13 protein-coding genes are annotated in these 13,696 nt (G+C 67.0%); 4 read left to right on the forward strand and 9 right to left on the reverse strand.

The window, feature by feature from the left end:
- Positions 1 to 75: 75 nt before the first annotated feature.
- Together ACZ50Z_RS07235 and ACZ50Z_RS07240 are read left to right on the forward strand one after the other, a co-directional pair.
- Positions 76 to 2,013, forward strand: a complete 1,938-nt coding sequence (locus ACZ50Z_RS07235; RefSeq protein WP_464482925.1) for a flavin-containing monooxygenase — start codon at positions 76 to 78, stop codon at positions 2,011 to 2,013.
- Complete coding sequence (locus ACZ50Z_RS07240; protein WP_464482926.1) at positions 2,010 to 2,900, forward strand: SDR family NAD(P)-dependent oxidoreductase; 891 nt, start codon at positions 2,010 to 2,012, stop codon at positions 2,898 to 2,900. The genes ACZ50Z_RS07235 and ACZ50Z_RS07240 overlap by 4 nt, the downstream gene beginning before the upstream one ends.
- Here ACZ50Z_RS07240 and ACZ50Z_RS07245 read toward each other — a convergent pair.
- Positions 2,897 to 3,523 carry a Dabb family protein gene (locus ACZ50Z_RS07245; protein WP_464482927.1) on the reverse strand — a complete coding sequence of 209 codons (627 nt, stop codon included), beginning with the start codon at positions 3,521 to 3,523 and terminating at the stop codon, positions 2,897 to 2,899. The genes ACZ50Z_RS07240 and ACZ50Z_RS07245 overlap by 4 nt on opposite strands.
- On the reverse strand, positions 3,516 to 3,863 hold the full coding sequence (locus ACZ50Z_RS07250) for a hypothetical protein (protein WP_464482928.1): 348 nt from the start codon (positions 3,861 to 3,863) through the stop codon (positions 3,516 to 3,518). The genes ACZ50Z_RS07245 and ACZ50Z_RS07250 overlap by 8 nt, the downstream gene beginning before the upstream one ends.
- 99 nt (positions 3,864 to 3,962) lie before the next feature.
- Between ACZ50Z_RS07250 and ACZ50Z_RS07255 the strand changes: the two genes are divergently transcribed.
- The gene (locus ACZ50Z_RS07255) at positions 3,963 to 5,192 is read left to right on the forward strand and encodes an NADH:flavin oxidoreductase (RefSeq protein WP_464482929.1); all 1,230 of its coding nucleotides are present in this window, start codon (positions 3,963 to 3,965) and stop codon (positions 5,190 to 5,192) included.
- On the opposite strand, the gene ACZ50Z_RS07260 is transcribed toward ACZ50Z_RS07255, so the two are convergent.
- From ACZ50Z_RS07260 to ACZ50Z_RS07290, 7 genes are all read right to left on the reverse strand, one after another.
- The gene (locus ACZ50Z_RS07260) at positions 5,178 to 6,101 is read right to left on the reverse strand and encodes an alpha/beta hydrolase (protein ID WP_464482930.1); all 924 of its coding nucleotides are present in this window, start codon (positions 6,099 to 6,101) and stop codon (positions 5,178 to 5,180) included. The two genes, ACZ50Z_RS07255 and ACZ50Z_RS07260, sit on opposite strands and share 15 nt — an antisense overlap.
- Positions 6,098 to 6,943 (reverse strand): IclR family transcriptional regulator, encoded by an 846-nt coding sequence (locus ACZ50Z_RS07265; protein ID WP_464482931.1) that lies wholly within the window; start codon positions 6,941 to 6,943, stop codon positions 6,098 to 6,100. The genes ACZ50Z_RS07260 and ACZ50Z_RS07265 overlap by 4 nt, the downstream gene beginning before the upstream one ends.
- A gap of 164 nt (positions 6,944 to 7,107) precedes the next feature.
- The gene (locus ACZ50Z_RS07270; protein ID WP_464482932.1) at positions 7,108 to 8,571 is read right to left on the reverse strand and encodes an FAD-dependent oxidoreductase; all 1,464 of its coding nucleotides are present in this window, start codon (positions 8,569 to 8,571) and stop codon (positions 7,108 to 7,110) included.
- On the reverse strand, positions 8,571 to 9,479 hold the full coding sequence (bphC, locus tag ACZ50Z_RS07275) for a biphenyl-2,3-diol 1,2-dioxygenase (protein ID WP_464482933.1): 909 nt from the start codon (positions 9,477 to 9,479) through the stop codon (positions 8,571 to 8,573). Before bphC ends, ACZ50Z_RS07270 begins: the two co-directional genes overlap by 1 nt.
- A gap of 10 nt (positions 9,480 to 9,489) precedes the next feature.
- Positions 9,490 to 10,674, reverse strand: coding sequence for an acyl-CoA dehydrogenase family protein (locus ACZ50Z_RS07280; protein WP_464482934.1), 1,185 nt, complete (start codon positions 10,672 to 10,674; stop codon positions 9,490 to 9,492).
- A 134-nt stretch (positions 10,675 to 10,808) separates the two neighbouring features.
- Positions 10,809 to 11,621: a mycofactocin-coupled SDR family oxidoreductase gene (locus ACZ50Z_RS07285; RefSeq protein WP_464486126.1), complete on the reverse strand. Its 813-nt coding sequence runs from the start codon at positions 11,619 to 11,621 to the stop codon at positions 10,809 to 10,811.
- A gap of 11 nt (positions 11,622 to 11,632) precedes the next feature.
- Positions 11,633 to 13,258 (reverse strand): flavin-containing monooxygenase, encoded by a 1,626-nt coding sequence (locus tag ACZ50Z_RS07290; protein WP_464482935.1) that lies wholly within the window; start codon positions 13,256 to 13,258, stop codon positions 11,633 to 11,635.
- A gap of 130 nt (positions 13,259 to 13,388) precedes the next feature.
- On the opposite strand from ACZ50Z_RS07290, the gene ACZ50Z_RS07295 reads away from it, so the two are divergent.
- Positions 13,389 to 13,691, forward strand: coding sequence for a 2Fe-2S iron-sulfur cluster-binding protein (locus ACZ50Z_RS07295; RefSeq protein ID WP_464482936.1), 303 nt, complete (start codon positions 13,389 to 13,391; stop codon positions 13,689 to 13,691).
- The last annotated feature ends 5 nt before the right edge of the window (positions 13,692 to 13,696 follow it).

A 13,696-nucleotide genomic window follows, 5' to 3' on the forward strand; every position in this document is an offset into this window, starting at 1 on the left:
CCCGGGGGACGTAAGCGTCCCGCTGAGTAGACAGGACCCTGCCCATGGGCGCGGATCGCCTCGATACTCGTTGATATGAGCACTGGCGTTCCCGTCACGACCCCAACCGCCGGATGGGCGGGTGCGAATCCCCAAGACGTCGACGAACTGCGAGCCAATCTGGCTCAGGCGGATCCCGGGGTCCTCGTCGCCGTACTGGCGCAGCTGACCGGGGATCCGGCCGTCGCCGCGCGGTTCGCATCGAAAATCACCTATGTGCCCGACCCGCCGGAGCAGGCGGGCGTCACCGACCCGGAGACAGCCGCGCAGCTCATCGAGGAGATCGTCACGGCACTGCGGGAGCCGCGCCGGGCGGACGCGATGCCCGCCGACGACCTCGACCTCTTCGCCCGCATCGCCCCGATTGCGCTCGGGGCTGAGATTGCCCCCGAATACCTCGGACTGCTCCTCGAACAGGGTGGCTTCCAGCCTTCACAACCGGTACTGCCGCGCACCGCAAAACTTCCCGCGGGCTTCCGGGTTGTCATCATCGGCGCGGGCATTGCCGGCATCACCGCCGCGCTCGCGTGCGCGGACGCCGGTATCGACTATCAGATCATCGAGCGCAACGACGAGGTCGGCGGCACCTGGTACACCACCACCTATCCCGGCATCGGGGTGGACACGCCCTCGGCGTACTACTCGCTGTCGCGCGACGTCAACGGCGACTGGTCCAGCTACTATCCGCAGGGTGCCGAGTATCAGGCCTACCTGGTGTCGGTGGCCAACAAGAACGACCTCCGCACGCGCACGCGGTTCGGTACGACGGTCGAAGCGCTGTGGTGGGAGGAGAGGCGCCGGCAGTGGCAGATCCACTCGGTCGGCCCGGACGGAACCCGCGACGTCAGTTATGCGAATGTGGTGATCCCGGCCGCCGGGTATCTCAACCGACCGCGTTGGCCGGATCTTGCTGGCCGCGAGACATTCTCGGGAACTTCCATCCATTCCGCGCAATGGGATCCGACGCTGGATCTCAGGGGTAAAAGGGTTGCGATCATCGGAGCCGGCTGCACCGCGGTCCAGATCGTCGACGCGTGCGTGGACCAGGTCGCGCACATGACGGTGTTTCAACGCCAGCCGCACTGGGTCGCGCCGCGTCGGCGGGCATCCGACGATGTTCCGGCCTACCGACGGTGGCTAGGCACCCGGTTGCCGTACTACGCCAATTGGATTCGACTCAAGTCGTATTGGGGGACATCGGACAACAACTATCCGGTTATCCTGCATGACGAGGAGTGGGCGGCCGAGCACCTGTCGATTTCGCCGGCCAACGACGTGTTGCTGCGGATGTGCCTCGACTACATCGATCGCGTGTTCGGTGCGGGCAGCGAGCTCGCCCGCAAGGTCACGCCCGACTTCGCCCCCTACGGCAAGCGGATCATCCGCGATCCCGGCGGCTACTACGCGGCGCTGGCCCGCGAGCACGTCGACGTCGAGGCCAGCGAGCCGGCGAGGGTCAACGAGGCCGGAATCGTGACGGATGACGGTAGGCAAATCGACCTCGACGTCATCGTCTACGCTACCGGCTATTACCTGGATTTCCTTTCCAAGGTGGATATTCGAGGTCGCGACGGCAAGAAATTGACCGACGAATGGGGCGACGCGCCCCGGGCCTACCGTGGCGGGATGGTGCCGGGATTCCCGAACATGTTCATCTCCTCGGCCCCCAACTACAGCCCGGGTCACGGCGCGGGGCACAACTTCGGCGTCGAAGTGATGGTGCACTACGTGATGGAATGCCTGCAGCTGATGGCGCTGCGCGAGGCCACCACCCTGGAGGTGACGCAGCGCGCCTACGAAGACTACGTCGACCGCATCGATGCGACCATGGCCGGCACCGTGTGGCGCCACACGCCGTCGGCCCACACCTACTATCGCTCGGGGGGCCGGATCGTGATCTCCTTCCCGTACCGCCTCGTCGACTTTTGGCACGACCACCGCGCCCCCGTCGAAGAGGATCTCGAGCTTCGATGAGCGGCGGGTTGCTCCGCGGCAAAACGGCTTTGGTTACCGGTAGCAGCCGAGGCATCGGGCGTGCCGTCGCGCAGCGGCTGGCGGCCGAGGGCGCCACGGTGGCGGTCACGGCACGTTCGCACACGTCGTCGTTGTCGACGCGGGCGGGGACGACGACCGCGCTGCCCGGCACCATCGCCGAAACGGTGGAGTTGATCCAGGCCGCCGGTGGTTCGGCGTTCGGCATTGCGGCCGACCTCGAGGACGCCGAGCAGCGCGACGCTTTGGTCGAGGCGGTCCTTGACCGCGCGGGCCGCATCGACATCCTGGTCAACAACGCCGGCTTCGCCGACTACTCGTTGATCGAGGACATGAGCGTGGAAACGTTCGACCGAACCGTGGAACACTACCTGCGTGTCCCGTTCGTGCTGACGAAATCAGCTGTGCCGCACATGCGTAACCAGGGAGCCGGTTGGATCGTCAACATCGGGTCCGTCACGGGCCTGGCCCCGGTCCGGCCGTACCGGGAATACAACAAGATTTCCGGCGACGTGATCTACGCGTCGCTGAAAGCCGGCTTGCACCGGTTCACCCAGGGCGTGGCCGCCGAGTTGCTGGACGCGAATATCGCGGTAAATTGCGTCGGCCCGTCGACGGCGGTCCGCACTCCCGGTGCCGCGCAACTGATCCCGGACACCCTCCCGACCGAACCGGTGGAGTATTTGGCCGAGACTGTGTTGGCAATGTGTCATGTGCCCGCCGCGGAGCGCACCGGATTGGTCGCCTTCAGCCTGCATTATCCGTGGTCGCAGCAACTGACGGTGCACAGCCTCGACGGCACCGAAGTGCTGCCCCCGTTAGAGCCGCCGGCGGCCGCCAATCCCAACATTCTGCCCGCGGGCGTCTAGGTCAGCACCGGGTCGGGGATGGCGCAGAAGCTGTGGCACACCCGGTCGCGGATGATCACGTCGGTGGTCTCCGGGTCGAACCAGCGGTCCACCACCGCCCAGTGGACAGGGTGCATCAGGTAGGGACCCATCAGCGCCTCGACGTCGGCGAATTCCTGCTCGAATACGTGTGTCCACGAGGAAGTTCCGACCGCCGCGGACACCCGGCTCAGTTGCCAGGCACGGATCGTCGGTAGATACCGCGGCATCGAAGACAGCTCGCGCTCGAACCGGGCGAGGGTGGCCTCGGGTGTGTCAGGCTGCACGCGCAGCAGGAGCGCTCGGTAGACCGTGCCGGGCTTCTCGCCGCAGCGAATGGGCGTGCCCCCGTAACCGACGCCGTTGACCCGACCCACCGAGGGATCGGCCAGCACGGCAGCGAGATCATCTGTCGCGCGGTCGCATTGGTCCTCGGTGGCGAACCGCAGATGCACCAGGATGTCGCCCCCGTTGCGAGAGCCGGGCAGCGTCGGCTGCACCACCGAGCGCAACGGCGCCGCCGCACCCACGGCCCCGCGCAGCTCGCCGAGAATCCGGTCGCGATCGGCTTCGCCGACGTCGATCAGCCGCGTGAGGCTATACATCGCACAGTCCGTCCACGTCTTCGGCGGTCGCGGCGAAGGATCGGGACCGCTCGGCCACCAATCCCTCGATCCGCGACCACCATTCGCCTACCGTCGGATCCGGTCGGCCTTTCCAGGTCATCTCCCACCAGGCCCGGGCGCTGGGCAGTCTCCAGGTCGCCGTGACCACGTTGCTGTCGTCCTCAAACCAGATCGGTGGGCTCACCAGGATGTCGCGCAACGTCATGCCCCGTTCGCGCGCTCCGGGGGCGTATTCGGCGAGGTAGGCGTCGACGAATCGGCGAGCACACCCGGGCCGGGTCACCACCCGGTCGATCACGAAGACTTCGCCGTCGGCCATGAGCAGACCGTATGACACGCCGGGTACGCGGCGTCGTCGGCTCCCAGCCACCGGGAACCTACCGTTGACCATCTGCGGATGCGGGGTCAGTGTCGCCGTATGACTGCAGTGCCGCCGGACCCCTTCGCCCCCGCCGTGCTGGGGCCGGTGACATTGCGTAACAGGGTGATCAAGGCGGCTACGTCGGAAGGCCGATCGCCGCAGGGCTTGGTCACCGATGATCTGATCGAGTTCCACCGCGCCTTCGCCCGGGGCGGTGTCGGGATGACGACCGTCGCGTACTGCTGTGTGGCGCCCGAGGGTGCCAGCGCACCGGGACAGATCGTGATGAGCGAGGCGGCCCTTCCGGGTTTGCGGAAGCTGACCGACGCGGTGCACCAGGGCGGTGCGGCGATCGCGGCCCAACTCGGGCACGCGGGTGTCGTCGCGCAGAAGAAACTGACCGGCGTCACCCCCATGGCGCCGAGCAGATTCATCAACCCGGCATCGATGGGTTACTGCCGCGAGATCACCCGCGCCGAGATCGCCCGGGTGATCGACCAATTCGGCGCCGCTGCCCGGGTGGCCGCCGATGCGGGCTTCGATGCCGTGGAACTGCATTTCGGCCACCTGTACCTGCCAAGCTCGTTTTTGAGTCCGTTGATCAACCGGCGCAGGGATGAATATGGCGGTGACATCGACAACCGGTCGCGGTTGTGCCGTCAGATCGCCCGGCGCGTGCGCGACGAGATCGGTGACCGCATCGCGGTAACCGCCAAGCTCGATATGGACGACGGCGTGCCCGGCAGCATCTGGGTCGACGAGGCGTTGCGAACCGCCGCGCTGCTCGATGCCGACGCTGTGCTGGATGCGATCGAATTGACGCAGGGCTCTTCGGTTTTCAAGCCCATGTATTTGTTTCGTGGTGACGTCCCGGTCAAGGAGTTCGCTCAAGTCATGCCCCAGCCGATGCGGACCGGCATCCGCTTCATCGGAAAGTGGGCGATGGGCGACTACCCCTACCACGACCTGTACATGCTGGAGAATGCCCGCCAGTTCGTCCCCCTCATGCGCAACACCAAGCTGATCCTGTTGGGGGGGATCACCGATCGCGAGCACGTCGAGACCGGCATGCGCGAAGGCTTCGATTTCGTTGCGATGGGACGGGCTCTGCTGCGCGAACCGGAGCTGATCTCCAGGATGATCGCCGATCCGGCCACCCGAAGTCGCTGCACCCACAACAACAAGTGCATGGTCACCGTCTTCGGGCGGACCCATTGCGTGCTCGATCCGGGGCAACGCTACGGGGCGGCGGAAGCGTTGGCCGCCAACGAACTACCGCTGCAATAGATCGGCGAGGGCCGCGGTCGCTTCTTTGCGCGCCCGGTGCGCGATGTCGAGAGTCGGCATCGTCATGAACCCGTGGATCCCGCCCTCGTAACGCAATTGCACGGTGGGCACGCCGGCCGCTTCGAGCGCGGCGCCGTACGCCAAGCCCTCGTCGCGCAGCGGATCGTGGCCGGCGACCACCATCACGGCGGGCGGGAGCTCGTGCAGGTCGGCGTTGCGCGGTGTGGCGTAGGGGTGCGCGCGGTCGTCGCGCGAGGGCACGTAGCAATCCCAGTACCACTGCAGCGCCGGCGTGGGGTTGTAGTAGCCCTGGCCGAACAGCCGGTAGGACTCGGTGCCGAAGTCGGCCGCGATCACCGGGTAGAGCAGCAGCTGCGCTGCCGGCTCCGGGCCGCCGCGGTCGCGAGCCATGACCGCGGTCACCGCGGCCAGATTGCCGCCGGCACTGTCGCCGCCCACGACCAGACGCTCGGGGTCGGCGCCGAGCGTGGCGGCGTTCTCGTAGGCCCAGCACGTCACGGCGTACACGTCCTCGGCCGCCGCCGGCCAGGGGTTCTCCGGAGCCAACCGGTAGTCGACCGAAACAACAACGGCGGGAACGAGGTTGGCGACGTTACGGCAGAGCCCGTCGTGGCTGTCCAAGTCGCAGAACACGAACCCGCCGCCGTGGGCATACACGACGAGGGGGAGCGGACGGTCCGCCTCGGGCCGGTATACGCGGACCGGAATCGAACCACCTTGACCTTCGACCGAGCGATCGGCGACCTCGGCGACGGGCTCGGGCTGGGCCGGGGGCACCAGCCTGGACCGGATGAGCGCCCGGGCCTCGGCGCCGCTCATCTCGTGGACCGGTGGAAACCCGCCATCCAATTGCTCGATGAGCGCAGCGATCTGCGGGTCGAGGCTCACGCGTATTGCAGGGCGGGTTGCTGCGCCGGGGCAGGGTGCTGTGGCCGCATGGGGAGCAATGGCCGCAGGGGCTGCAGGGTCGGGGCGACTCGCTGCGGGCCACCTTCCATGTTGCGCCACACGCCCATCGCGGTCATCCGTACCGGGGCGGCGAGGCGCTGGTCAAGCGCCATGCGATTCAACGGGCCGCACACCGATACGGCGGCTATGGCTTCCTGGGCTTCACCGGGACCACCGATAGGAGCTGCGACGCAGCCGAACCCGAGCAGCGATTCTTCGCGCTCGAACGCGACGCCGTGCGCCCTGACCTTGGCCAGTTCCGTCGCCAGTTGCGGAGCGCTGGAGATCGAGTATTTGGTCAGGCGGGTTCCCAGATCGATGTCGGCCTCCTGGTCGCGGTACGCCAAGATCGCCTTGCCGACGGCGGTACAGTGTGCCGGCTGGCGGCCTCCGACCCGGGTGGGGATCGCGCCGATCATGCGGTCGCCGACCTTGTCGAGGTAGACGACGTCGGAGCCGTCCAGGACCGCGAGATGCACGACAAGTCCGGTGGCGCGATGCAATTCCGCCAACAGGGGGGTGGCCGCGCGCACCAGCCGATCCTGGTGCACGGCCAGCGAACCCAGCTCGACGAGCCGCATCCCGAGCTCGTAGTCGCGGCCGCTGCGGCGCAGCCAGCGCAGCTGAACCAGCCGCTCCAGCATCCGGTGCGCCGAGGAGCGCGGCAGGCCGGTGCGCCGAACGACCTGGGCCAGCGTCAGCCGTCCCGGTCCGTCGAACGCGTCCAGGACCAGCGAGATGCGGTCGATGACCGCGGTGGGAGTTTCGACGGGCGCCGGCATAAGTCCTCCTGGCTGGCATATTCCTATTAGGAATATAGTTCTACCACACCCTTGTGGTCGCTGTCACACGCTCACGAGCACGTGTCGACAATCTCGCCGAACAGACGCAAAAGCCCCCGCACGCCGTGCGTGCCGGGGCCTTTTGTGTCTGCTCGTGAAGGAAATCAGCCTTTGGCGGCCGAGCGGCCTGCGCGGCGGCCATAGAAGCTGCCGTCTCCGAGCGAAACGCCGCTGGCATAACCCCACGCGGCCAGGCCGGCGGTGCAACGGCCGGCGGCGAAGAGCCCCGGGATGGGCGCGCCGCTGACATGCAGCACCTCGGCGTCCAGCGTGGTGGCGAGCCCGCCGAGGGTGAAGCCGCCGGTGCTTTCCCGCAAATCGATCGCGCCCACCGGGGAACCGATCGGCTTGATCCACTGCGGCTTCTTGTGCAACAGCGGATCCTCGCCACGGGCGGCGCCCTCGTTGTAGGCGGCCACGGTGGCCTGTAGCGAACCGGTCGGCAGGCCCATGTCGCGTTCCAGGTCGGCCACCGTGTCCGCCACCCAGGTCGCCGGGCGCAGCATCAGCTTTGGCGACCACGAGGCCTCCGCCGCCTCCTGCGCGTCGCCGTCGATGATCAGGTAGGCGACGTTGTCCTGGTGGTAGAGCGTGAGCTGGCCGATCCGGCCCGGGTAGGTGTCCTCGGCGACGTAGCGCTGGCCGCGCCCGTTGACCAGGATGCCGCGCACCAGCTGCTGCGGGTCGACGAAGATCGCGACCTCGGTGGCGTCCATGTGCGCGAGGTCGGCGCCCAGCGCCTGCGCCATCCGGATCGCCTGCCCATCATGCTGCTCGATCGACGCGGCCGGGCGTCCCGCGATGCGCGGCGCGTAGCGCGCGACCATCGCGTCGTTGTAGGCGAAACTGCCGGTGGCGAGCACGACCCCGCGGCGCGCCCGGATGGTCATGTCGTTCCCGTACTGCCGGGCGCAGATGCCCACCACTCGGCCGTCGGATTCCACGATCAGCCGCTGCACCCGCACGTCGTAGAGCGCCCGCGCGCCGGCGGCGGTGGCCGTGTCGACGAGCGGCTTCATCAGCATGTAGCCGGCGCTGGCCTCGCCCTGCTTCTTGTTCTGCATCTGCGGTACGTGCCCGCGCGGCGCGGGGGAGGCGATCGTGTTGAACGGGTAGGAGTTTTCGCCGCCGCTGTACATCAGGCCCTGATCGCCCATGGGCTCCCAGCCGGGTTCACCGAAGAACTCCGCCTTGAACGGCACGTCGCAGCCCACCAGCCAGTCGAAGTGGGCGACGCTGCCCGAGCAGTAGTCGGCGATCCGCTCCTCATCGGCGCCGGGTCCCATCGCCACGTTGAGGAACGCGGCCATGTTGTCGACGGAATCGTCGAAGCCACAAGCCTTTTGCAGGGGCGTCCCGCCCCCGAGATAGATGAATCCGCCGGCCATCGACGCCGCGCCGCCCCAGGAGCCGGTGCGCTCCAGCACCAGAACATCGGCGCCGCAACGCGCCGCTTCCACCGCCGCGGCGGCGCCGGCGATCCCATAGCCGGCGATGACGACGTCGGCCTCGGCGTCCCAGGACGTGATCGACGACGCCGCGACGGGCGTCACGTCAGATTCGCTCATCACATGCGCATGGCCGCGGGTGGTTCCGGAATCCACTCGTGGCCCCAATAGCTGTCGGCGGTGATTTCCTCAGCGGTGTAGTACGTTTCGTCGACCCGCATCCCATCGGTGCCGAATTCGATGTCCCAGTCGCCGGGCGCGCGGACGTAGAAGGACACCATCTTGTCGTTGGTGTGCCGGCCCAGGGTGGACGCGACGGTAAAGCCGTCGGCGTTGACGCGGTCCAGCGCCTGGCCGACGGCGTCGAGGGTGTCCACCTCCACCATGACGTGGACCAGCCCGGGGTCGCGCTGCTGGGCGGCGGGGCAGATCGCCAGGCTGTGATGGCGCGCGTTGATGCCGAGGAACCGCACCCGGATCGGGCCGAACTCCGCGGGCAGCGGCACCCGGAACGCGCCACGAGACCTGAAACCGAGTACCTCGGTGTAGAAGTCGACGACGCCGTTGAAATCGGTCGCCGGCACGACGACGTGGCCCAGACCCTGATCGCCCGTCACGAACTTCGCGCCGAACGGGGTGATCACCGGGCTGTGGTCGAGCACCGCGCTGTGGAACACCTCCAGCGTCGTGCCGGCCGGATCCTCGAAGGTGATCACCTCTTCGACGCGGCGGGCGTCGGCCTCCTGGACGGATAATTCCTTGAAACCGACACCGGCGGCATCCAGCGCGGCCTTGACCCGTTGCAGCGCCTGGTGGTCACGTACCTCCCAGCCGACCGTGACCACCCGGTCGACGTCGCCGGGCACGACGATGATCCGGGCCGCGCGTTCGTCCATCCGCAAGTACAGCGCGGATTCGTCGGGTCCTTTTCCTTCGGCGAATCCCAGCACACCAAACGCGAAATGGCGCCAACGCTCGATATCGGTGGTTGAAACCGTGATGTAGCCAAGGCTTTTCAGGTCAGACATCGAACGTTCCTCAGATCAGGGCCCGCAGAGGGCCTTCGGGTGGGTCGATGCCGATCGAACTCAGCGCCGCCGCGTGATAGATGGTTCCGGGCACATGGATGGCGTGCATCTGGCCGACGTGCACGTCACGCCAATACCGTTGCAGCGGTTTGTCCATGCGCGCCGCGTTGCCGCCGGAGCGGGCGAAGATCTCGTCGACGGCCGAGACCGCGCGCCACACCGCGCGAACCTGCGTGCGCCGCCCGGCCGCGCGGTCGGCGAACGACACCTCCTTGCCGGCCGCGACCATGTCGTAGATGCGGTCGGCGTTGGCCAGCAGTTCCTGACGCGCGGCGTTGATATCGGCCGCGGCCTCGCCGATCGCGTGCATGACATACGGGTCGTCCTTGATCGCCGTCCCGGTGGCCCCCACCCGGCCCCGCTGGTAATCCAGGTGTGCGGCCAGCGCGCCCTCGGCGATGCCGATGGTCGCCGCCGAAATCCCGAGCGGGAACATCGTCGACCAGGGCATCAAATACAGCGGTTCGGTCATGCCGGCCTCGCGCTGGGCGGTGCCGTCCATCACCTTGGCCGCATCCATCGTCCGGTAGGCCGGGACGAACGCATCCTTGACGATGACGTCCTTGGAGCCGGTTCCGCGCAGCCCCACCACATTCCACGAATCTTCGACGATCTCGTAGTCCTTGCGCGGCAGGATCATGTGCAGCATCTGCGGCGGCATCAACGGGACACCTTTGTCGTCGCCGAGCATGGCGCCCAGGATGATCCAGTCGCAATGGTCGGTGCCCGAACTGAATTGCCAGCGCCCGTTGAAGAGGTAGCCGCCGTCGACGGGTTTGGCCACACCCTGGGGCGCGTACGGCGAGGCCATCCAGGTGTCGACGTCATCGGCCCAGATCTCGGCGGCGACCTTCGGGTCGGCGTAGGCCAACTGATATGGGTGCACGCCCACCACGCCGACGATCCAGCCGGCCGCCGGGTCCAGCGCCGCGGTGGCCATCGTCGTCTCGGCGAACTCGCGGGGGTGGACCTCGAAGCCCTGGTACTGCTTGGTCTGCAGCAGCCGGATCAGCCCGGCGCCTTTCATCAACTTGACGGTGTCGTCGGTGAGGCGGCCGAGTTGCTCGGCTTCCGCGGCCTGGTCGCGCAACTGATCGGCCATCGCCACTACCCGGTCAAGCACCCGCTCGCTCATTTTGTTCGTCCTTACGTTTGTGGGCCTAGTGAATGGTTTACCGCAATCCGTACTCCGACTCGCCGATGATCCCAATCAGCGGACGAAATCCGGCCGACTCGGGGCCGCCCGCGCACGCCCATGCGTCGTCGCCGCTATGCCTTGGCCAGCAAGCCGGCATCGACCACGATTTGGGTGCCGGTGATGTAACGCGCCTGGTCCGAAGCCAGGAACACGACGGCATTGCTGATGTCGACCGGTTCTACCCAGGGGATCGGGAGCAGGTGTCGGGAGGTGAGCACCTTTGCGGCGTCCTCGGCTGTCGGGTTGTCCAGATCCGGTCGCAGGCGCCGGAAGGTCGCCTCGTTGAGCACCATCGCGGTTCCGACCGCGCCGGGGTGGACGGTGTTGACGCGAATACGTCGCGGCCCGAGTTCGTTGGCCAGTGTGCGCGCCAGGCCCACCACCGCGTGCTTGCTCGCGGAGTAAGGCGCGCTATTGGCCGTGCCGCGAATACCGCTGGTGGAGCTGATGATCACGATGGAGCCGCCTTGCTGGCCCCCCGCCCGGCCCATGTGGGGCACTCCCGCCTTGACGGTGTTCCACACTCCGGTGAGGTTGATGTCCAGCGTCTGTTGCCAGTTCTCGGGGGTGATCTCCCATGCTGGCGCGCCGGACGGATGGATTCCGGCGTTGGCGACGATCACGTCGAGGCGACCGAGCTGTGCGAGGGCATCGTCGACCGCGGCTGTCAAGGAAGCGAGGTCGCTGACGTCGGCCAGACCGGTCGCAGCACGCACGCCGCGCTGTCTCACCGCGGCGGTGGTCTCCTCGAGGTCGGGCGCCGCTCCGGGCCCATCCAGCGCGATGACGTCGGCGCCTTCGTCGGCGAACCGTTCACAGTGGCTGCGGCCGCTGCCGCGCCCGGCGCCGGTAACCAGCACCACGTGACCGCGCAGACCCGACATCATGTGGTCCATCATCGCGTCTTGATCAGCGAGAATCCCTTGTACCCGGCGTCGGCGACTTCGTTGCAGATGTCGAGGTAGACACCGAAGCCGCCGATGAAAAGCATGAATACGCGGGGCTTTCCGGGCACGTTGGCTCCCAGGTACCACGAATTGGCCTTGGTGAACAGCGTGGCATCGGCCCGGCGTGCACACTCGGCGCCCCAGTCGTCGACCGCGTCGGAAGTCGCCTCGACAGCGGTGTAGTCATGAGCGTCGAGGTAATTGATGCAGTCGGCGATCCAGTTCACGTTCGCCTCGGCATGCAACACCATGTTGGCCAGTACCGCGGGGGCTCCGGGACCCGAGATCAGGAACAGATTGGGGAAGCCGTCGACCGCGATTCCGAGGTAGGTGCGCGGGCCGCCGGACCAGTCGTCGCTCAACCGCCTGCCTTCGCGGCCGACGATATCGATCTTGGCCAACGCGCCCGTCATCGCATCGAATCCGGTTGCCAGCACGATCGCGTCGAGGTCGTAATGGGCGTCGGTCGTGTTGATCCCGGCGGCATCGATCGACTCGATCGGGGTTTGACGCACGCTGACCAGCTTCACGTTCGGCCGGTTGAATGTCTGGAAATAGTTGCTGTCGGTGCAGATTCGCTTCGTACCGATCGGGTGGTCGTTGGGGATGAGCAGGTCGGCCAGCCCCGGGTCGTCGATGACGGCGCGCACCTTCTCCTCGTAGAACTTGCGGGCTTGCTCGTTGGCGACCGGGTCGATCATCTGGTCGCTGAACGTCTTGGAGAACAACACTCCGCCTAGTTCCCAGCGCTTTTCGAACGCTTCGCGCCGTTCCTCCGGGGTGGCCTCCATCGTCAGCTTCGGGTGGGCGACGTGCGGTGAGCCGCCTCCGCTACGCCACGAGGTACGTCGTCGTTCTGCGTAATGGGCTTTTACCTCGGCGCGGTCTTCGTCGGTTAGCGGTCGATTGCCGGCCGGGACACTGTAATTCGGTGTGCGCTGGAATACGTACAACTGTGACGCGTCCTGGGCGATGATCGGAATCGATTGGATCCCCGAGGAGCCAGTGCCGATGACGGCGACCCGCTTGCCGGTGAAGTCCACGGCTTCGTGCGGCCAGGCCGCAGTGTGGTAGACCTGCCCGGCGAAGCTGTCCAGGCCGGGGAACGGCGGAGTCATCGCCGCCGACAGCGGGCCGGTGGCCATCAAACAGAACCGGGCGGTGACGCACTCGCCTGCCTCGGTGGTCACCGTCCAGCGCAGGTTGTGTTCGTCGAGCACGGTGGATGTCACGCGGGCGTTCAGGGTGATGTGGGGGCGCAGCTCGAGGCGGTCCGCGACCCAGTTGATATAGGCCAGGATCTCGGCTTGGGTGGCGTATTTCTCCGACCAATCCCACTCTTGCTGCAGCTCGTCGGAGAACGAGTAGCAGTAGTCCACGCTCTCGACGTCGCATCGGGCTCCGGGGTACCGGTTGAAGTACCAGGTGCCGCCGACATCTGGGCCGGCCTCAAAGACCTTTACGGTCAGTCCGTTCGATCGCAGTTTGTGCAGCGCGTACAGGCCGGCGAAGCCCGCGCCGACGACCACAACATCTACTTCCGCGGCTCCGCGCTCATCGCTGCCAATCCTCACAATTGCCTACGGTAGGTCTCACCGGTTGCATTCAGGCGCAGTATCCCGGTGAACGGACGCCGCCACGGTCGTCTCCCAGCCATCGGAAACATGCGGTCGGCGCCCTCGCCCGCCCAGTCAGAATCGCCGCATGCCAGAAGTCGGAGGACACACCGACGTGCAGACCGTCACCGTGAAGGTGGATTTGGACGGTGAAGTGCATCGTCTGCGGTGGCCGCGAGACAAGTCCCTGGTTGACACCATGCTCGACGCGGGCATCAACGTGCCACACTCGTGCCGTGAGGGCCACTGCGGTTCATGCGTGGCGACGCTGGTTTCGGGTGAGGTGGACATGGATAGTTGCGACGTCCTGGGGCCCGACGATCGCGCCGACGGACTGATCCTGGGCTGTCAGGCGCGTCCGGTGAGCGACGATGCCCATATCGTCTTCTGACGCCT

It is taken from the genome of Mycobacterium sp. NTMscope_MAC_269, from assembly GCF_976985695.1.